Here is a 22715-nt window from a genome sequence, read left to right on the forward strand (position 1 = left end):
ACTAATTGTTTAATAATGTGGCGGTGGCGTTTCATCAGCTTGGCTAGCCATATTACTTGGTTCAACAGCCTGCAGTTTATTAACCAGTATACGTAATTGATCTTGTTGCTCGGCAAGTGCCTTGTTCAATTTAATCACTTGCTGATCTAGCTCTTCAATAGTGCCATCTTGGAAAGCGACTTTCATTTCTAACTCTTCGACACGGCTTTCTAAATTATCCAAGTTAACCTCGTAATGGATAGGGGTCTTTGCACGTAGATACCAGAGCGGTACTTGTTTATGCAAGACGGTAATTTGAGAATAATCGCTCCTCAAATTAATAACGGTTGATGCTGCTGAGTATACAGCATCTACTTATGTTTATAGAAACTTACTCGAGTGCAAGCCTGTGCAGTTATTAAGCTAAAAGCTGTATGTAAGCTGACAAAGGATAAACTCTGGCTACTAATCTCTGAACTTGGCTAAATTTCTGCTGTCTGTTAGATGACTAATAAGATAATCATTGCTAAGTTATTAGGCCAAACCATATCTACTGATATGTAACTGTACATAATTGATTAATATGTCTGAAAAAGTACGGTTAATCTCAGTTAACGGGCTTTTCGCTGTTCAGATTGGAATAACCTATTTAACTAGTATAGAGTGGTTCGCCTAAATAAAAGTATTAGGTTAGTGTAACCACGTGTAAATGCTGAGGAAGCTTTAATGAAATCGATTTATAAATATTCACTAGTGGCCTTGGCCGTTGTTGGTTTAACAGCTTGTAATCAAGAGCAAGAGGCTGTTGCGGCTACCGCTCCAGTTGAGTTGAAAACTGAAGCTCAAAAAGAGGCATACAGTGTTGGTGCGTCAATCGGTACCTACATGGCTGGCCACATTAAAGAGCAAGAAGAGCTTGGTTTAAAAGTTGATAGAGAACTTATCGTTACTGGTTTTAGCGAAGGTCTAAACAGCGAGCTAAAACTGACTCAAGAAGAGATGCAAACTATTTTGCAAACTCTTGATGAAAAGCTAAATGAAAAGCGTCAAGCACAAGCTGCATTACTAGCAGAAAAAGCATCAGCTGAAAGCAAAGCTTTCCTAGACGCTAACAAAGCTAAAGAAGGTGTTGTAACAACTGATTCTGGTTTACAGTACGAAGTGATCACTGAAGGTACAGGTGACAAGCCAGTAGCTGAAGACACAGTTAAAGTTCACTATGTTGGTACGCTAACTGATGGTACTGAGTTTGATAGCTCTGTAGCTCGTGGCGAGCCAGCAACTTTCCCACTAAACCGCGTAATTCCTGGTTGGACTGAAGGCGTACAGCTAATGTCAGTGGGTTCTAAGTACAAGTTTGTTATCCCAGCTGAACTTGCATATGGCGATCGCGATACAGGTACTATCCCTGCAAATTCAACGCTAGTATTTGAAGTTGAACTACTAGACATCGAAAAAGCTGGCGCTGCTGAAGCGGCTCACGCTCACTAATCATTGCCGCTGACATTGTAAAATGTTGGCCTGATAATGATGAATAAGAAGGACGCATTAAGCGTCCTTTTTTATTTGCATAAAGAACACATCAATAGACGTACTAATAGGTTAAAATGATCTCTGAAAGAGATTTTAATTTTGAGCTGGATATGGAATACGAATTTTTACGCAACACCATCACAGATACGGTTTTCGCGCGTTTTAGTATGGACCACGAAGCGTTAGGCTTTTGGTTGTCGGAAGAGCTTGCTGATAATAGCGAACTATTTGAACAGATCTGTCAGCAAATTGAACGCTTACAAGGCGGTCAAGGCAATGAGTGGCGTTTAGTGGGTAAGGCTATCTCGTTGGAGCTAGATAGCGAACAGGCGCGAGTTTTTGCTAATGATATTGAAGATAACGAAGACCAAGAGCTTGATGAATCGATGTCTTTTTATGATGGTGAGTCTGAAGCGTTTTGCGGTTTAGAAGATTTCCATGAAGTGATATTAAGCTGGCGTCGTTTTATCGACGAAAAATGATTGCCGATCTTCAGATTTATTTATGCACAAAAAAGGCAGCGATGAGCTGCCTTTAATTTTATCTAGCGTTTACTGGTTTAAGTAACGAACTGCCATTTCTGTGCGTGATTTAGCGTTGGCTTTACGCAGTAAGTTTTTCACATGCACCTTTACTGTGCCTTCGCTGATATGCAGCTGTTCAGCCACGATACGATTACTTTGTCCTTCAGCTAAATGCTGCAAGATCTCGAGCTCTCTTGGGGTTAAGTTTTCGATCCACTCTTGCTCATTTACAGAGCTGTTAAGCTCGGATAAATACTCTTGTACTGTGTCGCTAATAACGCGGTGACCAAGCATGGTTTTTTTGAGCATATCGAGTAACAGATCTGGCTCAGTATCTTTAAGAAGGTAGCCGTCTGCACCTGCGCGTACTAAACGAATAACATCTTGCTTAGCATCGGAAACGGTCAAAATAACAATGCGAGAAGTGACGCCTTCTTGCCTAAGAGCATTAAGCGTATCTAACCCTGTCATGCCCTTCATATTAAGGTCGAGCAATATAATGTCTGGTTCGCTCTCGCTGACTGCAGACATAGCGTCTAATCCAGATCCTGCTTCACCAAAAAGAGTAAAGTCTGAATCAGAGGTCACTAGCTGACAGATCCCGCGACGAAGTAGTGGATGATCGTCGATCACCAACACTGAATAGGGTTTTCCCATTTTACTGCCTCCTGCTGAGGAAAGAGCGTCTGTAAATCAGACGAACTAAACAATTATATTTGTGCTTTAAACTAAATAATATCCCGGAAACTGGCAGTGGTTAAGGCTGCGCAGGCTCTTGTTCGGGAGGGAAAGTAAGAGTTACTGTGGCCCCGCCTTTATTATTTGAGCCAAAGTCTACCACACCCGATAGTCGACTGGCGCGTTCATGCATAATACCAAGACCAAAATGTTGGTCTCTTTCTTGTAACGCATCAATGCCGATGCCGTCATCGCTTATGCTAATAATAACCTTTTCATTAGACACCTTTTGACAGCTAATATGAATATGTTTTGCACTTGCGTGCTTAATGGCATTTAAGGTGGCTTCACGTGTGAGCTGCAAAATATGGATATGCTGGTGTGCGCCGAGCAATTGCGGCGGTAACTTATAATCTAGAGTAATGTTGGCATTTGACTGACCACGTAATTGCTCAATCATCCCTTCGATGGCGTGACCAAGGTTAGGATCTTTAATGGTTAAGCGGAAGGTCGATAAAAGCTCCCTAAGCTGCACGTACGCAGTGGTTACTCCCTCATTAATCTCTTGTAACTGTTCGGCAGCTCTTGGGCTCTTAGACGTCTTGTCGAGTTCCTTTGAAAGTAAGTTAACTTGGATCTTTAAAAACGATAACAGCTGACCTAAAGAGTCGTGCAATTCTCTGGCGATAACCCCGCGCTCCTCCATTAATGCTAACTGCTGCCGTTGTTCACCCGCGTTATAAATAAGCATAGAGCGAGCGAGCATGATGGCGAAGTTATTAATTAGCTGACTTGAGAATGGGACTGCCGAGTTCACCTCAATATAACCTAGATTATTTTGCTCAAATTTTAGAGGGAATTGAATGGTGTTATCGCTACCATGTGGCCATTCATCTTGGTCTCCGGCTGTAATGATATCGGCAACTTCACCATCTTCGACCATCACTAAACGCAGATGCACGTCTTTTTCATGTAGCTGCAGAGCATCTAGGGCCTGTGACAATGTGCTTTTGTTTAGCTTACTCGAGTGCAGCATTAGCAAGCTGTCGTATAACAGGGTCAACTCGTCGTTGGCGCGAGTGAGGGCAACCGTTTTTTCTTGTACTTGATCTTCGAGCCCTTGGTAAACAGTCGCTAGCTTTTTCACTGTTGAGTCTAGAGCGCTGCTGAGCGCACTCAGTTCTAGGTACTCTGTTTGAGGCATCTCAACATTGAAGTTTCCTTGCGAAATTGTATCAGCCGTTTGCATCAATTGTTGCAAAGGCTTAACAACTTTGCGTTTAGCGATACGCACTACAAAAAAGGCAATAAGCAACATTAACCCTAAGCCAACAATTTGGCTAAGCGCTAATATTTTTAGTTTCAACGCGGCATATTGCTCGGTCTCGAGAACGAACAGATCAATTGTATCGACAAAATCTTTTAATGCTGCGGCATACAATCGAGATTCTTCGGTTTCAATGTAATAGCGCATGACTTGCCATTTATCGATGACCGTTAGGTACTTATCTTTTAAATCTTGTGGTGTGTACCAAGTTAGAGAACGTTTAAGTGCTTGAGAATGTAGTGTATTTTCAAATTCGACAATTTTTTTTGCTGCTTCTTCGCTGCCTGAATTGGCATAAAACATTAGTCGATAACTCTGCATTCTTAATGAACCTGATGCGTTGATCGCACGGGCATCACCTAAACTATAAGAAAGGTTGATAATGGCAAAAATCGCGAGGCCACTAGAAAGTAAAATCAGCGTTAACATGAAGCCCCAAATCGCTGTCGTGAGTCTACCTTTTTTCATCTAAAAAAATCTCGTAATGGGCATTTATGTGCTATTAATTTATAGCTGTTTTACATTAGTGGTTACTTGATTACGTTAACAAATACATAAAAGTGTGAGCAACACCACGTTTACAATTTGATCTAACGCAAACTTCACTCCGGATACCCCATAAGGGGTATGTTTTTGTTAAATGGAAGTGATTAACTTCGGCCTTGGAATAGGTGGGACTATATAAAGATTATAAAAGTAACATGGAGATGAGATGGTGAAAACATTAACTAAAAAGACTTTTGCACTAAGTGCAATCGTTGCTGCGAGCTTAATTGCTGGTAGCGCATTTGCAAGCGATAAAACTGAACCTCGTAACGAAGTTTATAAGGATAAGTTTTCAAAGCAGTATAACAGTTGGCATGACACGTCTGAAAGCGTTGAGATTATCGATGCGCTAGAGCAAGACCCTAACCTAGTGATTTTATGGGCTGGTTACGGTTTCGCTAAAGACTACAACAAAGCGCGTGGTCACATTTACGCAGTAACCGACTTACGTAATACATTACGTACTGGCGCACCAAAAACTGCTGAAGATGGCCCAATGCCAATGGCATGTTGGTCTTGTAAGAGCCCAGACGTACCTCGTATGATTGAAGAGCAAGGTGAAGACGGTTACTTCAAAGGTAAGTGGGCTAAAGGTGGTCCAGAAATCGTTAACTCTATCGGTTGTTCTGACTGTCACGAAAAAGGTAAGTCTAAGCTACGTATCTCTCGCCCATACGCTGAGCGCGCAATGGAAGCGATTGGCACACCATTCGAGGATGCTTCTCGTAAAGACAAGCAATCTATGGTTTGTGGTCAGTGTCACGTAGAGTACTACTTTGAAAAAACTGCTGATAAAAAAGGTTTTGTTAAGTTCCCATGGGACAAGGGCACAACTGTTGAAGATATGGAAGCATACTATGATGCTATCGAATTCGCAGATTGGACTCACGCTATCTCTAAAACGCCAATGCTAAAAGCTCAGCACCCAGGTTATGAAACTTGGCAGCTAGGTATGCACGGTAAGAACAATGTAAGTTGTACTGACTGTCACATGCCTAAGGTGAAAAACGCTGAAGGCCGTAAGTTTACCGATCACAAAGTGGGTAACCCATTTGATCGTTTCGAAGAAACTTGTGGTACTTGTCATGATCAAAGCAAAGAGTTCATGGTTAACCTAGATAACGAGCGTAAAGCTAAGGTTAAGCAGATCCAACTACAAGCTGAAGAGCAATTAGTTAGAGCTCACTTCGAAGCTGGTGCTGCTTGGAAAGCTGGTGCGACTGAAGCTGAAATGAAGCCAATCCTAACAGATATCCGTCACGGTCAATGGCGCTGGGATTATGCAATCGCTTCTCACGGTGTTGCATCTCACGCTCCAGATGAAGCGTTACGTGTACTAGGCACTGCACTAAACAAGGCTGCTGATGCTCGCGTTAAGTTAGCTCAACTACTTGCTAAGAAAGGTGTACCTCAGCCAGTTGCACTTCCAGATATCTCTACTAAAGCTAAAGCGCAAGCGGCTCTTGGTATGGATATGGATAAGATGAATGCTGATAAAGCAGAATTCAAGAAAACTATTCTACCTAAGTGGGATGCTGAAGCTAAAGAGCGTGAAGCAACTTACAAGTAAGTTTAGTTAAACACTTTGAATTAATATAAGTATTTGATGTAAAAGCCCTCATTTGAGGGCTTTTTTGTTTTCAGTCCTAAACCACCAACTTAAATAGGTGGTTATCATCAATGTTGTTCATTATTTAATTAGTTTTAACAGAGCTTTAAAGCGATCGCCCTGTGCATGATGTTGTAATTCAAATAGCAGGGTTTCTACGTTGGTTTGTATTGCACCGTAAGACTGCATCATTTCAATACCACTGATTTTATTCGCAAGCTCCCGCGAAGACACAGCATCAATAACAAGGTGAGCTTGAAAGCCATTGTCTAGTAAGTCACGACAGGTTTGATATACACATACATGAGTTTCAATCCCTGCCAAAATTATTTGCTTTCGGCCCAGTTGAGTTAGCTGTTGCTGTAATTCATAGGCTTGCCAGCCACTAAAGTGATGTTTACTGATAGGGGCAAATGGTTTGATGGCGTTGGCGATATTTGAGCTAGTGGCACCAAGTTTATCGGGTAGCTGCTCTAAACATAGAACTGGTATATCAAAAAGTTGTACGCCTTTAATCAGTGTTTCTAAGTTTTGATGTAGCTGCTCGCTTTGTTCAACTACACGCGCCAATTGACCTTGTACATCAACCACTAGTAATACACATTGTTCTGCTTTGAGCATGTTCATTTCCTCATTGGCATATAGGCACGGCTTGTTTTTAAGCTGATTGTAATAGTACAGCCTTACTATCTGCCTCCAATTGGCGATAAGTCTAACGACTGAGCTACCGATGCTTTACAACAGTGCATTTGAGTAACCTACGCACATCATTGGTGCATAAATAGTCAGTGGATAAAGTCGAGATCTATTTAGTCACTTGATTATTATGGTTTTTATATTTTGGCCTAATGCTTGAATTGTATTTAACAAACAAGAAATGCAATTTGGGAGAGAGTCATGAAACTGGTTAGTGCAATTATAAAACCATTTAAATTAGATGATGTACGCGAAGCCATTGCGGGTGTTGGCATAGAAGGTATGACGGTTACTGAAGTGAAAGGCTTTGGTCGTCAAAAGGGGCATACTGAGCTCTATCGTGGTGCAGAATATCAAGTCGACTTTCTCCCTAAAGTTAAGCTGGAGATAGCCATAAAAACTGAGCGATTAGAGCTGCTACTAGAAGCAATTACAGGCGCTGCTCGCACAGGAAAAATTGGTGACGGTAAAATTTTTATTACCGATCTTGAGCAAGCCATTCGAATTCGAACTGGTGAATTCGATAACGACGCACTTTAAAAGGGGACAAGCAAATGGATGATTTAGCCAAGTTGGGATTAACAGTAACTGAGTTACGCTTTGCCCTAGATACTTTCTATTTTTTAATTTCTGGAGCCTTAGTTATGTGGATGGCGGCAGGTTTTGCCATGCTTGAAGCAGGGCTTGTACGTTCTAAAAACACCACTGAAATTTTGACCAAAAACGTGTGTTTGTATTCTATCGCTTGTGTGATGTATCTAATTGTTGGTTACAACATTATGTATGTTGATAGTGCTGAAGGCGGCTGGCTGCCATCATTTGGTAGTTTAATTGGCTCGCAAGATGCTGATGCCGACCATGCTTTAGAGTCTGATTTCTTCTTCCAGGTTGTGTTTGTGGCAACAGCAATGTCTATTGTGTCTGGAGCGGTTGCTGAGCGCATGAAGCTATGGGCGTTTTTAATTTTCTCAGTGTTTATGACTGCCATTATTTATCCAGTGGAAGGTTATTGGACATGGGGCGGCGGGTTTTTAGCTAAAGCAGGTTTTGTCGACTTTGCTGGTAGTGGCATTGTGCATATGGCCGGCGCTGCTGCGGCGATTTCTGGTGTGCTGCTATTAGGTGCTCGAAAAGGTAAGTATGGTGCAAATGGTCAGGTGAATCCTATTCCGGGTTCAAACTTACCTATGGCAACTTTAGGTATGTTTATTCTTTGGATGGGCTGGTTCGGCTTTAACGGTGGTTCACAGCTGTTGGTGTCAGATGCTGAAAACGCCAGCGCTGTTGCTAAGATTTTTGTTAATACTAACTCTGCTGCCGCTTTTGGTGCTTTATCAGCATTAATCGTTTGCCGTTTGATTTGGGGCAAAGCTGATTTGACGATGATCTTAAACGGTGCATTAGCAGGCTTGGTGGCAATTACTGCGGATCCATTATCACCTTCATTAGCCATGGCCGGTGTAATTGGTATAGTGGCTGGTGGGCTGGTTGTATTTTCAATTGTGGCATTTGATAGAGTGAAAATTGATGATCCTGTAGGTGCTATTTCGGTGCACGGCGTAGCAGGTTTACTTGGTTTAGTGTTGGTGCCTTTATCTAATCCTGAGGCGACATTGATTACCCAGCTATATGGCGCAGCAGTCATTTTTGCTTGGGTGTTTTCTGCATCGACAGTTGTTTGGTTGGCACTTAAACTCACTATGGGAATTCGTGTTACAGAAGAGGAAGAGTATAACGGTATGGACGCATCGGATTGTGGTATTGATGCTTACCCTGAGTTTGTATCGATTAAAAGCTCGAGTTAACTCAATCTATTTGCATTGACAATGCTAAATATTAAAACAGAGCTTTGGCTCTGTTTTTTTTATGACTATTGCTCGGGAATTGTTGTTTTTAAGTAAGTACTTGTAGGTAATAATCTGTAATTAAAATTGTGTTAATTGGTAAATCTTTATACGGGTTGTAGTCGATTTACGCTAAAGTAGCGCTAACTAGGTAAAACGAGGAGCGATTATGCATTGGGTTATACAAGCAGTTAAAGTGTGCATGTATAAGTTGCGGCTTGTTAGTTCATTTAGCCTTGGAGCGCTACTTTGCCTAGTATCGATTACGAGTGCATCCGCTGGGCAGGTGGTCGTAAGAAAGTCGAGTGAACCATTTGATGCTTTTGCGGTGCGAGATGAAGTGCAGCGTAAACATCAGTGGCAAGAAGCGCTGCGTTATCAGCAACAGTTGCAAATTTTACAAAGCTTGCCTATTGGATGTTTAGCGGTTGTGGCTCCTTATCAGCACTTTGCTTGCCAAGGTTTGTATTACCGACCTTATCAGTACCAAAATCAGCAGCTTTATATTCAAATTGACCCTCCAAGCAAAACTGACACACCTTAGCCATTCTTGCTTAAGTAAATCGAGCGCTGTATTAGCCAGATAAAGTATCAATTGAGCTAGTATTCTAGATTGAATATAGATTGCTAGCTGTTGTTTCTTACTGCTAACCCATCTCTTTGTAATTTATTCTTTATTACTTGCTCTTTATTATTTATCGGGGACTCGCATTTACTGGTTTAATTGCAGGCTATACATTTTAGTCGCTGGTTTTTTGTGCTTTTTTCATCCAGATTCATATTAATGACATATGCTTAATGTATAGAGCCTTTGTGTTGAGTGTGCGATGAAACGACCCATTTTGCTTCTTTTCGGATTAATTACTTGTCTACTTTTTGGTTGTGCCAGCCAACAGAGTAAGCCTAGTGTTGATTTAACCCCTTATTTCCATGATTCACATTTCACGCCGGTTTCCTCGTTAGCAAGTCCAGAAGAGTTGTTTGAATTACCCCCTGAAGCAATTGCTGAGTTAAAGCGTGCGCAGCAACGCTCGAACAAATATCAACAACAATCTAAATCAATGGTGCATGAATGGCTTGCAAACTATATTAATGCTGATGATGGCGGCTTTAAGTATGCAGACAATGTGACTCGAACTGCGAGTGAAACCTTTAACGATCGCGAGGGTAACTGTTTGTCGTTAGTGGTATTAACTGCTGCGCTAGCTGAGGCTGTTGATGTAAAGGTTGAATTTCAAGACATTGGTATTCCGCCCATATGGGATAAGCAAGGTGGTTTCTACTTAGTCAATGGTCATATCAATTTAGTACTATTGCCTCAGGAAAAGGGCAATGTGTTTAATCTGTCTACTCGCTCAATTCAAATCGACTTTTTACCTGAACGTGCAATGCAGGGCTATAACAAACAAAGAGTTAATAAGTCGACAGTTATTTCAATGTTTTATAATAACTTAGCTGCGGAAGCATTAGTTGCTGGTGATTATGATAAGGCTTACAGCTTGCTAAAACTGGCGCTTAACGAGCAGAGCCATTTTCTGCCAGCGTTAAATACCTTAGCTGTGTTGTATCGTTATAAGGGGATGAACCGTGAGGCTGAGGCGCTCTATCGTTATGCGTTAACTGTAAGCCCAGAAGACATGAATGCCTTAAATAATTACGCGATTATGTTGGCAGCGCAAGATAGGCTAGAAGAGTGGGCTGATGTGCATAGAGTGCTAGAGCTCGCTCGTATACGTAACCCTTATTACTATTATGGTATGGCACAGCAGGCCTATTTAGATAGGCAGTATCAAGACGCGTTGGCTTGGTATAAGCGAGCCATTGCAAAGGCTGATTATCGCCATGAGTTTTACTTTGGTCTATCGCGTACCTATTGGGTTACTGGCGATGAAAAACGTGCTCAGCAAAATTTGCAAAAGGCCTTATCGCTAACTAAAGACGAACGTAATAAACAGCGTTATCAGTCAAAACTGCAGGCTATGCGCAGTCATTGATTTTTGCTGCTTAGCCATAATCCCTGCCACTCGATTTACCCTATCTATGATTAAAGCCGCTGCTTAAGGCTACTATTTTTCCGCCGCTATTTTAATGCAATCTTAGCTGCTTATTTGCCTATGGCTGTGTTGTTTTTTAGGTAGAAAGCTTAGTTGTGATTATAGGGGATGGGTCAATATTATAGCTAAGCCTAATTTGAGTCTTAGCAAAAGATTAAATGTGTTTTCAATAAGCTTAGCTAGCTTTGCAATGACATATTTATGCTAATTAGATGTTTTATCGAACTAAATGGTTAATCAGGTGAGAGTTTATTTCTATTTTGTGAAAGTTATTTTTATTTTAAACAATAGTTTAAAAATATTTAAGTGAAATAATAATAACTTGATTGCAATCTATGCTCATACTGGCTAAATTGACTGCAGTATCGCAATTGAGAGATCTGTATTCATAGGCTAGACGGAGCAAGTATTACCATGTATTACCAAAATGATGATGTTCGAATTAATAAAATTAAAGAGTTGTTACCTCCTATTGCGATTTTGGAGCGATTTCCTGCAACAGAGAACGCATCAGCGACCGTATTTAATGCCCGTGAAAGCATTCACAATATTTTAGCTAAAAAAGATGACCGCTTGTTGGTTGTTATCGGTCCATGCTCGATCCACGATCCTGTCGCTGCGCTCGAATACGGTAAGCGTTTAGTTGAACTAAGAGAGCGTTATAAAGATCAGTTAGAGATCGTTATGCGGGTTTATTTTGAGAAGCCACGTACAACCGTTGGCTGGAAAGGCTTAATCAACGATCCATATATGGATAATAGCTTTAAACTAAACGATGGCCTGCGCACTGCACGTAAACTATTGTTAGATTTAAATGATTTGGGACTACCCACCGCTGGTGAGTTTCTAGATATGATCACTCCTCAGTATGTTGCCGACTTAATGTGTTGGGGCGCGATTGGTGCGCGTACAACGGAGTCTCAAGTCCACCGTGAGCTAGCTTCAGGTCTATCAAGTCCAGTTGGTTTTAAAAATGGAACCGATGGCACAATTAAAGTGGCTATCGATGCAATAGGCGCGGCAAGCGCACCTCACCACTTCTTATCTGTGACTAAGTTTGGTCATTCAGCAATTGTTGAGACTAAAGGTAATCCTGATTGCCATATTATTTTACGTGGTGGTAAAGAGCCTAATTATAGCGCGGCGCATGTCAGTGATATTAAGCAGCAGCTTGAAAAAGCAAAACTTGCCAGTAATATTATGATCGATTTTAGCCATGCTAACAGCAGCAAGCAGTTTGAGCGTCAAATGTTGGTTGCTGATGATGTTGCAGCGCAAGTTGCAGCTGGTGAAGATGCTATTTTTGGAGTGATGGTTGAAAGTAATTTGATTGAAGGCCGCCAAGACCATATTCAAGGTCAGTCACTATGTTATGGCCAGAGTGTTACCGATGCCTGTATTGGCTGGAGCGATACTGAAAGCTTGTTGGCGACACTTAATCAAAGCATTACTCAACGTAGAGCGGGTGAATAAGTAAAAAGGAGGCTAAGGCCTCCTTTTTTAATTCGAATATTCAGCTGAGTGAACTATTTTCCTTCTTGCTCAAGCAAGTATTGGTTAGCTTTCGCTAAGCTACCAAAAGAAGCAATAAGATTGTTTTGTCCCTTTTCCTGAATTTCAGGATTTCCAGATTGGGTCATCATCCATATCCATGTTTGGATGAGTGGTAAGGGGGGATATTGTGGCTTGGATGAGTCAAGCATGTTTGCATCCTTTTGTAGTTAACTTGAAAAGCGTCATATCGACTCTTCTAACTTGTTCACTTTTAATTTTGTAGCGCAGAGAATATCAAATTCTTTTCTTTGGGTTAACAGTATTTACGCGACTTAGTACAAAATAGTCGAAAAGTGTGTAAACCGGCTCAGTTTCTGAGTTCGTCTGCCGCTATATTGAGCTTAAAATAGTACGATAGCATAGTCGCGAGCAAGTGTTTGTTAACTTTTTTGTTACACCTGTGGTAGCTATCTTTTAGCTGAGAATCGCTAAATTCTTGTCGTACAATAGAAATTCTAGTCTACATATTCAACTTATTTTGGAAGTAAAAATGCGCCCTTCATTATATTTCGATGGCCCGGTCGGTAAGCTTAATTGGCATGTGTTGCGTATGTTATGGCCGTATCTTATCGAGTTTAAGCAAAGGGTTGGGTTAGCGCTGTTGTGCTTGGTTGTAGCAAAAGTGGCCAGCGTGGGCTTGCCTTTTGTATTAAAGGCATTAGTTGATGGTTTATCTAATACTTCGACTGCGGAGCTTATATCGGTTCCAATCTCATTAGTCGTTGCTTATGGCTGTATTCGTTTACTTAATACATTGATCTCGGAAGTTCGAGATACTTTGTTTGGCCGAGTGACCGAACGAGCAATTCGTCGTCTAGGAATGGCTGTATTTGAACATCTACACCGATTAGATATGGCGTTTCATTTAGAGCGCCGCACTGGTGGCCTGTCTCGAGATATAGAGCGCGGCACCAGTGGTATGAGTTTCTTGATGCGCTTTATGGTGTTCAATATTGTGCCGACGATTTTAGAAATCGTATTGGTGGTAGGAATTTTATTTTACAACTATGGCTATAAGTTTGCGGGGGTAACCTTATTATCCGTGATAGCTTATGGAGCTTATTCGATAGTTGCTACCGAGTGGCGAACTGGCTACGTGCGCGATGCAGCAAAAGCCGACTCGGTTTCTAATACCCGAGCGATAGATAGCTTACTTAACTATGAAACGGTTAAGTATTTTAATAATGAGCAGTATGAGGCTAAGCAATATGATGTTGCGCTAGCCCACTGGGAAGATGCTAAGCGTAAAAACCGTTTATCTTTGTTTGCCTTAAACGCAGGTCAAGCTTGTATTATCTCGGTTGCTATGACACTTATGCTGGGGATGGCGGCATATGATGTGACCCAAGGTGTGATGACGATTGGTGACTTTGTGTTGATCAATGCGTTTATGATGCAGCTGTTTATTCCGCTTAATTTCCTTGGCTTTGTTTATCGAGAGATCCGTGGTGCATTTGCCAATATTGAACGTATGTTCGATTTATTAGATAAAGTACCACTGATTAATGATCAGCAAGATGCGCATAACCAAGCGTTAATTCAAGGACGTGTGTCATTTGAGCATGTTGGCTTTCGTTATGATTCTCGTACGATATTAGATGATGTGAGTTTTACCATTGAACCGGGCGAGAAAGTGGCGATTGTTGGTGACAGTGGGGCAGGCAAATCAACCTTAGTTAAACTGCTGTTCCGTTTTTACGATGTGGTAGATGGCAAGATTATGATTGATGGTCACGATATTCGGCATGTGACGCAAGATGTTTTAAGGCAAGCTATCGCTATTGTTCCGCAAGATACAGTTTTATTTAACGATACTTTGATTGAGAATATTCGTTATGGTCGCCCGGAAGCGAGCTTAGATGAAATCAATGCTGCAATTAAAATGGCTCATTTGGGTAATTTTATCGCCAGTCTACCTGAGGGCGGCGACACTAAAGTGGGAGAACGCGGCTTAAAGTTATCAGGTGGTGAAAAGCAACGTGTTGCTATTGCTCGAGCTATTTTGAAAAAAGCACCAATTTTAGTGTTTGATGAGGCGACATCATCGTTAGATAGTCATTCAGAACAAGCTATTTTGTCTGCCTTAAAAGAGGTGGCAAAAGGTCATACTAGTTTGGTTATTGCCCACAGATTATCGACCGTAGTCGATGCTGACCGGATTATTGTGCTTAGCCAAGGAAAGGTTGTTGAATCAGGAAGTCACAATGATTTACTCGCTAAAAAGGGCTTTTATGCCAAGTTATGGCGAGTGCAACAAGAAGCTAGTGAATAGTTATTAAAGCTAGAGTTCAGCAAAGGTTCAGTTTCATATTGCTATAATCGCACATAAATTAACGGCAACGGATACTGAGAAGCTAACAATGAAAAATATACCGATACTTGCGCAAATTGAAGGCCAAGACAGTAAAGTGAATACTGATTGGTTAGCGATTATGGCTACGCTAAAAAAGCGCGGACTAGAAACTGACGAACTTGAAGTTGTATATTTTGAATTGCACGCAGGTATGCGTGTTACTACTCGAGGGCTGAGTTTGGCAAAAGCAATACCTGAGTCGCCGCAGGCTGGTCTTTTATATGAGCCAAAGTTTTCAGCTCGAGATTACGCAGGTATGCTCAGCGCTTAAAAGTCGAGTTTACCTAGTTTCCAGCCGTCACAAATAAGCTTTGTTTTTGTTGAGGAGGCTTTCATTGGCGTTAATCCGGTGATTTTGCCTTCTCTAAAACAGACATGCTCCCCTTCTATCACTGTCATTCGCTCGCAACTATTACAGCTATCAGACAAGGCTTTCGGTTTAGAGATCTGGTTTGAATTAGTCATCGAACTTCCTTAGCTATTGACCAAAATGAGATTGGCTTAAAACAACCTCAGCATTTGGTTTTATATCCAATTGATACAGTTCACCAAAAGTTGATTCACTGATCTTTTTGATAGTGGGGCCACCAAGTGCGCTAATTATCATAGGAAGAGTATTAGAGTGTCCAGCAATTAAGCTATTGCCTGGCTCTTTATTTACTAAAGCGACAATATTATTTACATGAGCAGTTAGCCCAGATTTAGTTGCTGCAATGGTCACATTAAGCGCTTTATCTTTGGCTATAGGCGCTAGGGTTAATTGGGTTCTTTGATAATCAGAGGCAATCAGCTGAGATAATTCAAGCTGCGATAACTGCTTAGCTAGTGCTTGCGATCTCGCTATTCCGGTCGGACTAAGCTTTGGATCTCGGTTATCAGATATATTCTTTTCGGCATGCCGAACTAACAACACGACTTTGGTTATATCGCTATTCTTATTAAGCGTGGGCTTGCTAACTGCGACTTGTGCGGCGAAAGAAAGATTGCCTAGCATGCTAACGGCAAGACAAGTACAAGCAAACAGTTTAATAAATGTTGGACTTATCAATTTCACGTAGGCTCCTCAATAGTGCCTTGTTGCTTTAACTTAGATTAAGCAACCGCAACAGTTTACACATAATAAAATCGGCAAGTCAGTAGATTAATGTTTCTGTTGCACAAATAAAAGCATATGCTTATTTATAGCTTTATCCTTAGGTAACGGCATGTTACAGATTGTGCATTGTTACATACAAAGCTTAGTTTGATATGTTGTTACAGACGCAATTGAGCTTGGAGTGCTATTAGACCAGGTTCGTACAATAGACTTAGGGGCATGCTATGTGGATAGAAGGACAGGTTGTATCTAGGCAAGATTGGAGCGATAAGCTCTTTTCTCTTCGAATAAAAGCCGATATTGGGGATTTCATTGCTGGTCAATTTATTAAGCTAAGCCAAGTTGTAGACGATAAAAGGATAGGACGAGCATATTCACTAGTTAACCCACCGGGGACTGACTACATTGAGATCTTGGCGGTTGCAGTAAACGATGGTCAGCTTTCTCCTAACCTGCAAGCGCTGGAAGTTGGTGATAGCATTGATGTTGCCACCAAAGCGACAGGTTTTATGACACTCGATGAACTCCCTAAAAATGAGCAAAAGGGTAAACATCTTTGGTTTATCGCTACTGGGACGGCTGTTGGCCCATTTATCTCGATGATGGCAACGAATGAACCATGGCAATCTTATGACAAAGTAATATTGGTTTACGGAGTGCGAGAAGTACAAGATCTTGCCTATCTACAGCTACTTAAACAGTTTGAAGTAGACCACCCTGAGCAATTCAAATTGGTGCTTTCAGTGACGAGAGAGCCTTTTGCTGACGCATTTAATCAAAGGATCCCTGAGTTGGTGGTTAATGGGGAGTTAGAGTCCAAAACCGGTATAAATATTAACTCAAGCGACTCACAAGTTATGTTGTGTGGTAATCCGGGTATGATTAGCGAGATGCAACAGCTGCTAACGGATAAGGGGCTAGTGAAAAACCTGCGCCGTGCACCTGGGCAAATCACAGTAGAGAAATATTGGTAACTAATGGAAGAGCTTAACCATGAAACTGTTTTATTCTGATGCATCGCCCTATGCCCGCTGTGTGCGTGTATTACTGCGTTACTATGGCGTAAATGATGTTGCCGAAGTCATTGTTGATCCTTTTGTGAATGATGCAGAATTCTTGCGTTGTAACCCGCTAGCTAAAGTCCCCTGTTTAAGCTTGAACGATGGCTCATCTTTATATGACAGCGAAGTGATAATGAAGTTTATCGACGCTAAATACGGCGACAGTAAGCTATTCGCTGGCCAATACAATGATTGGGCTAACCAGTGCCATTTTTCATTGTTAAAAGGCATGCTAGATAGCGCGGTGTCATTAAGACAAGAGCAGTTGCGTGAACAAGACGGTTTGCGCTCCGACTTTTGGGCAGCAAGGTTCGAGCAGGCACTGCTTAGGGGATTAAAGCAAGTGGAGCAGTTGGGACTTAGCCATTTTCAAGAGTTAACTGCCCAGCAAGTGATGCTGGTTTGTCTATTAGACTATCTTGATTTTCGTCATCCTCAATTGTCTTGGCGTAAGGTGGTGCCAGCACTATCACTATGGCACGGCAATATTGCACAAACCGAGTTATTCTTATCGACCTTACCTAAGCGCTAATATGGCTGATAACAAAGCGCTAAGATAATGTAAGTTAAGTATTTACTGATGCAATATAACTTGTTAGTGAAAGTGTTAAATCTGTGATAAAAACTTGCTGTTCAGTTAAGTTTTGATTACCATTTGTGCGACTGAGAATTATTATCAGTATCACTTAGTGATGCACCGAACGATATTTGAGGGAGAAACAAATGAAAATGGTAAAAAGTCTTGCTGTAATAGGGCTTGCTTGCTTTGCTTCAATTGCAAATGCGGCAGATAGTTTAACTGTATACTCCTATCGACAAGCTTTTCTAATTGACCCAATCTTAGCCGATTTCACCAAAGAAACGGGTATTAAGGTTGACGTTGTGTTTTCGAAAAAAGGCATTGCGGAGCGCATGATGCGCGAAGGTCGCTTATCTAAAGCTGATGTGGTGCTAACCTCTGATTTTTACCGTTTAATGGAACTCGTTGAAAAAGATCTGGTTACTCCTGCAGCCAGTGACACGTTACAACAAAATATCCCTGCAAAATATCGTTCTCCAGATGACGAGTGGTACGCGCTGACCATGCGCGTTCGTAATATCTACTCATCAAAAGATCGCCTAGGTAAGCTTGATATCAATTATGAAGATTTAGCTGACCCAAAATATAAAGGTAAGATTTGTACCCGTAGCGGTAAGCACCCATACAATGTTTCGCTAGTTGCTTCAATGATTGCCCATCATGGCGAGCAAGAAACTAAAACTTGGTTAGAGGGGTGGAAAGCTAACCTTGCGCGTAAACCACAAGGTAATGACAGAGCGCAGGTTAAAGCGGTTAGCGAAGGTCTTTGCGACTTAGCGATTGGTAACAGCTATTACTTAGGCAAAATGTTGCAAGATCCAAAGCAACAAGCTTGGGCTGATGCGATAGAAATTAACTTCCCTAACCAAGACAACCGTGGTTCACATATCAACGTTTCTGGTATGGCAATGGCAAAACATTCAAAGAACCAAGCTGCAGCGCTTAAGTTGATGGAGTTTTTATCAGGCGATAAAGCGCAGCAAACTTATGCTGAAGTTAACTTTGAATACCCTGTTAAGGTCGATGTTGCACCCTCTAAGCTAGTTGCTTCTTGGGGTGAGTTTAAAGCAGACGACTTGCCTATTTACAAGCTAGCAGAATATCACAGCGCTGCGATTAAATTGCTCGATGAAGTTAAATTTGATCTGTAACTTAGTGATAAAGTTGTTTAAGGTTGAGCTAACACGTTAGGCGTAGACTACGCCAAACTGGCTATAGGCTAGTAATATGTGGGCGCCAATGAAACACCTCATTGAACCTATCTTATGCTGATGGCAATAAGATAGGTTTTCTTGTTTCTAACAACGCATTGTTTCGTTTACTTAGGTAGTTAAATTATGGTTTTAGGCTTAGCCAAGGGCTGGTCTGTCACAGGTTATACGTTAGCATTACTGGTTATCACACCACTTATTGCACTTATTGGTCAGTCATTTATGCCTGATGAATCTGTGTTTCCCCACCTTTTTAATACCGTATTGCCTACCTATATTAGTAACAGTTTATGGCTGATGTTTTGGGTGGTGCTAGGCTCGCTAATTATCGCGATCCCTGCCGCTTGGCTGGTGGCTAAATGTGATTTTCCTGGTCGACGTGTTTTTCAATGGGCGTTATTACTTCCGTTAGCGATGCCAGCCTATGTTGTCGCTTATGTTTATACCGATTTACTTGATTATGCCGGTCCTGTGCAACGAAGCTTACGGGCATTTTTTGCTTGGCAATCGCCGCAAGATTATCATTTTCCTGAAGTTCGCTCGCTGGGTGGCGCTGCAATTATGTTAGCGCTGGTGTTATTTCCCTATATTTACCTACTAGCAAGAACCGCCTTTATGGAGCAGTCAGCCAGCTTAACCCAGGCGACTCGAGTGATGGGTTGTGGCCCTTGGAAAAGCTTTTGGCGTTTAAGCCTGCCTATGGCGCGGCCAGCATTTGCTGTCGGCGCAGCGTTAGTTGCTATGGAAACTGCCGCTGACTTTGCTACCGTTAGCTATTTTGCTGTGCCCACATTAACCACGGCGGTATACGATACTTGGTTTGAATACGGCAGTTTGACGGCAGCAGCTAAGCTATCAACCATTATGTTGTTGGTGATTTTTGCCATGGTGGGCTTTGAACGATTTGCCCGTCGCAAGCAAAAGTTATTTCAAAAACAATCAACTCCCGGTGAGCTGGATATCTACCCTTTAAAAGGTGCCAAGGCTATGCTGGCTTTGGGTTATTGCAGTACCTTGCTGTTGTTGGCCTTTTTACTGCCTTTTATCATTTTATTGCAATACGCTTACGGCTATTTCGCTGAAAGCTGGAATGAAGAGTTTTTTGAATACAGTTTTAATAGTCTGTGGATAGCCTTGGTGGCGAGTGTTATTTGTGTTGCTATCGGTATTTTGTTGATGTTTATTCGCCGCATTAGCCCGCGGCGAGCAGATATTTTGCCTTCACGGTTAGCGTCAACGGGTTACGCATTGCCCGGTACTGTGTTGGCAATAGGTATATTAGTGCCTTTTACCGTAATTGATTTCGCGATTGACGACATCGCTGTTTACTTTGGTGTTCAGGGACCCGGTTTAATCTTTACTGGAAGCAGTTTTATTATTGTGTGTGCATTCTGCATTCGCTTTGCGGCAATAGCCATTGGCAGTATCGAAAATAGCTATAAACGCATTTCGCCATCGCTTGATATGGCCGGTATAACCATGGGGTTAAAGCCGGTGAACTTGTTGCGTTTAGTGCATATTCCTCTGCTTCGAAAAGGTATCTTTGCTGGGTTATTGTTAGTCTTCATCGAATGCATGAAAGAGTTACCCGCAGCCTTATTACTCAGGCCTATAGGCTTTGAAAATTTAGCGACTTATGTATATCAGTTTGTATCGGATGAGCAACTTGAGCACGGGGCGTTAGCTGCAATTGTTATTGTGCTAGTTGGCCTAATTCCGCTTATCTATCTGAATCGTTCCTTGGAGCAAGATAATTAATATGGCGACATTAGCAATACAACAAGTGTTTAGTGACTACCAAGGGCAAGTGATTTTAAAAGGCTTAGATCTTACTGTTGAGAAGGGCGAAATCGTGGCTCTGCTAGGCCCAAGTGGTTGTGGTAAGACAACCTTACTACGGGCTATTGCAGGTTTACAGGCTATCAGTCAAGGCTCAATTACTATCAATAATAGAGTCGTTGCCGATAAGGATCAGTTTATTGCCAGTGAGAAGCGTGGTGTCGGGATGATTTTTCAAGATTATGCGTTATTTCCGCATCTTACTGTTGCCAAAAATATTTTATTTGGCGTGCAAACTCGCAATAAAAAGCTACGTAAAGCCCGATTAGAAGAGATGCTTGCCCTTGTTAAGTTAGAGGGGTTAGCTAAGCGTTATCCTCACGAGTTATCAGGTGGCCAGCAGCAAAGGGTATCGATTGCCCGAGCGTTGGCTTATGAGCCTGAAGTGCTATTGCTTGATGAGCCATTTTCGAATATCGATGCCAAAGTACGCCGTGAAATGATGCTTGAAATCCGTGAGATTTTAAAAAAGCATAATGTCAGTGCTGTATTTGTGACACACAGTAAAGACGAAGCGTTTGTATTTGCTGACAAGCTGGCGCTGTTTAATGAGGGGCGTATTGTACAGTGTGGCGATGCGGAGAGCCTTTATTCGGCACCGTCAGACAAATATGTAGCAGACTTTCTGGGTACTGGTAATTATTTAACCGCTAAAGTGATTAATGAGCATCAAATTGAAACGTTAATCGGTGAACTTAAAAGTGCAAGTTCGCTAGGTTTTGAGATTGGCACAGAGTGTGAGGTGCTATTAAGGCCGCAGCATTTACAATTAACTGCTGAAACGTCTGGTACGGGTGAGATCCTTGAGCGGCGTTTTCTAGGCAATATCTGCCAATATCAAGTAAAAGTGAATGATAGCATATTGGAGATCCACAGTACTGAGTTAGGTTTTAGCTTGGGACAGCGTGTGGCTATTGCTTATCAAAGTCAGCAGTTGGTTCTATTGTAGTTATAGAGATTTACTATTCCATTTGATGTTATTGAAACCGGGCGTACAGTGATAGCGGCTTTAATGATTAAGATGGTATGCGAGTTTTTATAAATAGTTGAGCAACAAAGTGTGACTTAGGTTGTGTTGGTTACGGCTGAAAAGTGTGCCGTATCTAACAAATATTTTTAATTCTAGTTATTGTGCGTCAGTTAATGATATTAATGGCTAAAGTTGTACATAATGTTGCCGAAATTAAATTCAGCAAAAGGGTTACATATAATAATGGATAGTCAGGTTATGCCTCGTGAACAGCTTGGAGTATGTGCAGAAGGAAACTTGCACAGTGTCTATTTAATGTTTAATGCAAATGAAAATATCGAGTCTGATATGCGTCCATGTGTGGCAAATATTGCTCAGTATATTTTTGAATTAGCAGATCAGTATTCTGATAGCGCATTTAATGGTTTTGTTGCCATTGGCGCGAATTACTGGGACACACTATACCCAAACGCAAGACCTAGTCAGCTAAAACCATTTCCAGCAATGAATAAAGGTACTCGTGATGCGCCAGCTATCGAATACGATTTGTTTGTGCATATACGTTGTGACCGTTTTGACATTTTGCATTTGGTTGCTAATGAAGTGAACCAAATGTTTGAAGGCTTGGTTGAGCTAGTGGATGAAGAGCGTGGCTTTAGATTTTTAGATGCGCGCGACCTTACTGGCTTTGTTGACGGCACCGAAAATCCAAAAGGCCGCAGTCGCCAAGAAGTTGCACTCGTCGCTGAAGAAGATCTTCAGTTTAAAGGTGGCAGCTATATCCATGTTCAAAAGTTTGCACATAATTTGAGTAAGTGGAATCGCTTACCAGTTAAGAAGCAGGAAGATGTTATTGGCCGTACTAAGGTTGATAATATTGAATATGCTTCGCAAGATAAGCCTTTAACTAGCCACATTAAACGCGTAAATCTTAAAGATAGCGAAGGTAAGTCGATGGAGATCCTTCGCCAGAGCATGCCATATGGTTCAGTGAAAGAGCAGGGGTTAATGTTTATCTCTACTTGCCGTAATTCGGTGAATTTTGAAAAGATGCTTGAGAGCATGGTGTATGGTGACAGTGAAGGTAATCACGACCATTTGATGCACTTTACTCAAGCATTAACCGGTTCATCATTCTTTGCTCCGTCATTAGACTTTATGATCAAAGCAGAATAATAGTTTTAGCGAGTAAATACATAAATCAAAAAACGCACCTTAGGTGCGTTTTTTTGTGGCTGAATATTATACCAATTAGTATAAG

23 protein-coding genes are annotated in these 22715 nt (G+C 41.6%); 16 read left to right on the plus strand and 7 right to left on the minus strand.

From position 1 onward, the window contains the following. Nucleotides 1-9 precede the first annotated feature (9 nt). Complete coding sequence (locus L2740_RS09030; RefSeq protein WP_248949753.1) at nt 10-222, minus strand: SlyX family protein; 213 nt, start codon at nt 220-222, stop codon at nt 10-12. A gap of 483 nt (nt 223-705) precedes the next feature. On the opposite strand from L2740_RS09030, the gene fkpA reads away from it, so the two are divergent. Then, the gene (fkpA, locus tag L2740_RS09035) at nt 706-1470 is read left to right on the plus strand and encodes an FKBP-type peptidyl-prolyl cis-trans isomerase (protein ID WP_248949755.1); all 765 of its coding nucleotides are present in this window, start codon (nt 706-708) and stop codon (nt 1468-1470) included. Between the two features lie 152 nt (nt 1471-1622). Next, nucleotides 1623-1994, plus strand: coding sequence for a YacL family protein (locus tag L2740_RS09040; RefSeq protein ID WP_248949756.1), 372 nt, complete (start codon nt 1623-1625; stop codon nt 1992-1994). Between the two features lie 69 nt (nt 1995-2063). Here L2740_RS09040 and L2740_RS09045 read toward each other — a convergent pair whose 3' ends face one another. Further along, nucleotides 2064-2693, minus strand: coding sequence for a response regulator (locus L2740_RS09045; RefSeq protein ID WP_248949757.1), 630 nt, complete (start codon nt 2691-2693; stop codon nt 2064-2066). 100 nt (nt 2694-2793) lie between these two features. After that, entirely contained in the window at nt 2794-4509 is a 1716-nt protein-coding gene (gene narQ, locus L2740_RS09050) for a nitrate/nitrite two-component system sensor histidine kinase NarQ (protein ID WP_248949758.1), read from the minus strand. Between the two features lie 244 nt (nt 4510-4753). On the opposite strand from narQ, the gene nrfA reads away from it, so the two are divergent. Next, a complete protein-coding gene (gene nrfA, locus L2740_RS09055) occupies nt 4754-6157 on the plus strand; it encodes an ammonia-forming nitrite reductase cytochrome c552 subunit (RefSeq protein ID WP_248949759.1) in 1404 nt (467 codons plus the stop codon). Nucleotides 6158-6277: 120 nt separating this feature from the next. Here nrfA and L2740_RS09060 read toward each other — a convergent pair whose 3' ends face one another. After that, nucleotides 6278-6817 carry an isochorismatase family protein gene (locus tag L2740_RS09060; protein WP_248949761.1) on the minus strand — a complete coding sequence of 180 codons (540 nt, stop codon included), beginning with the start codon at nt 6815-6817 and terminating at the stop codon, nt 6278-6280. A gap of 276 nt (nt 6818-7093) precedes the next feature. On the opposite strand from L2740_RS09060, the gene L2740_RS09065 reads away from it, so the two are divergent. The 5 genes from L2740_RS09065 to aroG all read left to right on the plus strand — a co-directional run bounded on the left by L2740_RS09065 (nt 7094) and on the right by aroG (nt 12263). After that, nucleotides 7094-7432: a P-II family nitrogen regulator gene (locus L2740_RS09065; RefSeq protein WP_248469108.1), complete on the plus strand. Its 339-nt coding sequence runs from the start codon at nt 7094-7096 to the stop codon at nt 7430-7432. A 14-nt stretch (nt 7433-7446) separates the two neighbouring features. Next, on the plus strand, nt 7447-8697 hold the full coding sequence (locus L2740_RS09070) for an ammonium transporter (RefSeq protein ID WP_248949762.1): 1251 nt from the start codon (nt 7447-7449) through the stop codon (nt 8695-8697). A gap of 208 nt (nt 8698-8905) precedes the next feature. Next, the gene (locus tag L2740_RS09075; protein WP_338056249.1) at nt 8906-9280 is read left to right on the plus strand and encodes a hypothetical protein; all 375 of its coding nucleotides are present in this window, start codon (nt 8906-8908) and stop codon (nt 9278-9280) included. A gap of 283 nt (nt 9281-9563) precedes the next feature. Next, nucleotides 9564-10730, plus strand: coding sequence for a tetratricopeptide repeat protein (locus L2740_RS09080; RefSeq protein WP_248949764.1), 1167 nt, complete (start codon nt 9564-9566; stop codon nt 10728-10730). A gap of 474 nt (nt 10731-11204) precedes the next feature. Next, the gene (aroG, locus tag L2740_RS09085) at nt 11205-12263 is read left to right on the plus strand and encodes a 3-deoxy-7-phosphoheptulonate synthase AroG (RefSeq protein ID WP_248949766.1); all 1059 of its coding nucleotides are present in this window, start codon (nt 11205-11207) and stop codon (nt 12261-12263) included. 53 nt (nt 12264-12316) lie between these two features. On the opposite strand, the gene L2740_RS09090 is transcribed toward aroG, so the two are convergent. After that, entirely contained in the window at nt 12317-12493 is a 177-nt protein-coding gene (locus L2740_RS09090) for a hypothetical protein (protein WP_108944435.1), read from the minus strand. 341 nt (nt 12494-12834) lie between these two features. Between L2740_RS09090 and L2740_RS09095 the strand changes: the two genes are divergently transcribed. Then, nucleotides 12835-14616, plus strand: coding sequence for an ABCB family ABC transporter ATP-binding protein/permease (locus L2740_RS09095; protein ID WP_248949768.1), 1782 nt, complete (start codon nt 12835-12837; stop codon nt 14614-14616). An 88-nt stretch (nt 14617-14704) separates the two neighbouring features. Then, nucleotides 14705-14968 (plus strand): hypothetical protein, encoded by a 264-nt coding sequence (locus L2740_RS09100; protein WP_248949770.1) that lies wholly within the window; start codon nt 14705-14707, stop codon nt 14966-14968. Here L2740_RS09100 and L2740_RS09105 read toward each other — a convergent pair. Together L2740_RS09105 and L2740_RS09110 are read right to left on the minus strand one after the other, a co-directional pair. Continuing rightward, complete coding sequence (locus tag L2740_RS09105; protein ID WP_248949772.1) at nt 14965-15162, minus strand: hypothetical protein; 198 nt, start codon at nt 15160-15162, stop codon at nt 14965-14967. The genes L2740_RS09100 and L2740_RS09105 overlap by 4 nt on opposite strands. 13 nt (nt 15163-15175) lie before the next feature. Continuing rightward, entirely contained in the window at nt 15176-15751 is a 576-nt protein-coding gene (locus L2740_RS09110; RefSeq protein ID WP_248949773.1) for a SixA phosphatase family protein, read from the minus strand. A 266-nt stretch (nt 15752-16017) separates the two neighbouring features. Here L2740_RS09110 and L2740_RS09115 point away from each other — a divergent pair, with 266 nt between their 5' ends. The 6 genes from L2740_RS09115 to L2740_RS09140 all read left to right on the plus strand — a co-directional run bounded on the left by L2740_RS09115 (nt 16018) and on the right by L2740_RS09140 (nt 22630). Beyond that, on the plus strand, nt 16018-16767 hold the full coding sequence (locus L2740_RS09115; RefSeq protein ID WP_248949775.1) for a ferredoxin--NADP reductase: 750 nt from the start codon (nt 16018-16020) through the stop codon (nt 16765-16767). Between the two features lie 19 nt (nt 16768-16786). Further along, nucleotides 16787-17386, plus strand: a complete 600-nt coding sequence (locus L2740_RS09120) for a glutathione S-transferase family protein (RefSeq protein ID WP_248949777.1) — start codon at nt 16787-16789, stop codon at nt 17384-17386. Nucleotides 17387-17577: 191 nt separating this feature from the next. Further along, on the plus strand, nt 17578-18585 hold the full coding sequence (locus tag L2740_RS09125; RefSeq protein ID WP_248949779.1) for a Fe(3+) ABC transporter substrate-binding protein: 1008 nt from the start codon (nt 17578-17580) through the stop codon (nt 18583-18585). A gap of 186 nt (nt 18586-18771) precedes the next feature. Next, on the plus strand, nt 18772-20403 hold the full coding sequence (locus tag L2740_RS09130; RefSeq protein ID WP_248949780.1) for an ABC transporter permease: 1632 nt from the start codon (nt 18772-18774) through the stop codon (nt 20401-20403). 1 nt (nt 20404) lies between these two features. Continuing rightward, nucleotides 20405-21433: an ABC transporter ATP-binding protein gene (locus L2740_RS09135; protein ID WP_248949781.1), complete on the plus strand. Its 1029-nt coding sequence runs from the start codon at nt 20405-20407 to the stop codon at nt 21431-21433. Nucleotides 21434-21697: 264 nt separating this feature from the next. After that, complete coding sequence (locus tag L2740_RS09140; RefSeq protein ID WP_248949782.1) at nt 21698-22630, plus strand: Dyp-type peroxidase; 933 nt, start codon at nt 21698-21700, stop codon at nt 22628-22630. The last annotated feature ends 85 nt before the right edge of the window (nt 22631-22715 follow it).

The sequence above is a fragment of the Shewanella pneumatophori genome (assembly GCF_023283895.1).
In the GTDB taxonomy this organism is placed as follows: domain Bacteria; phylum Pseudomonadota; class Gammaproteobacteria; order Enterobacterales; family Shewanellaceae; genus Shewanella; species Shewanella pneumatophori.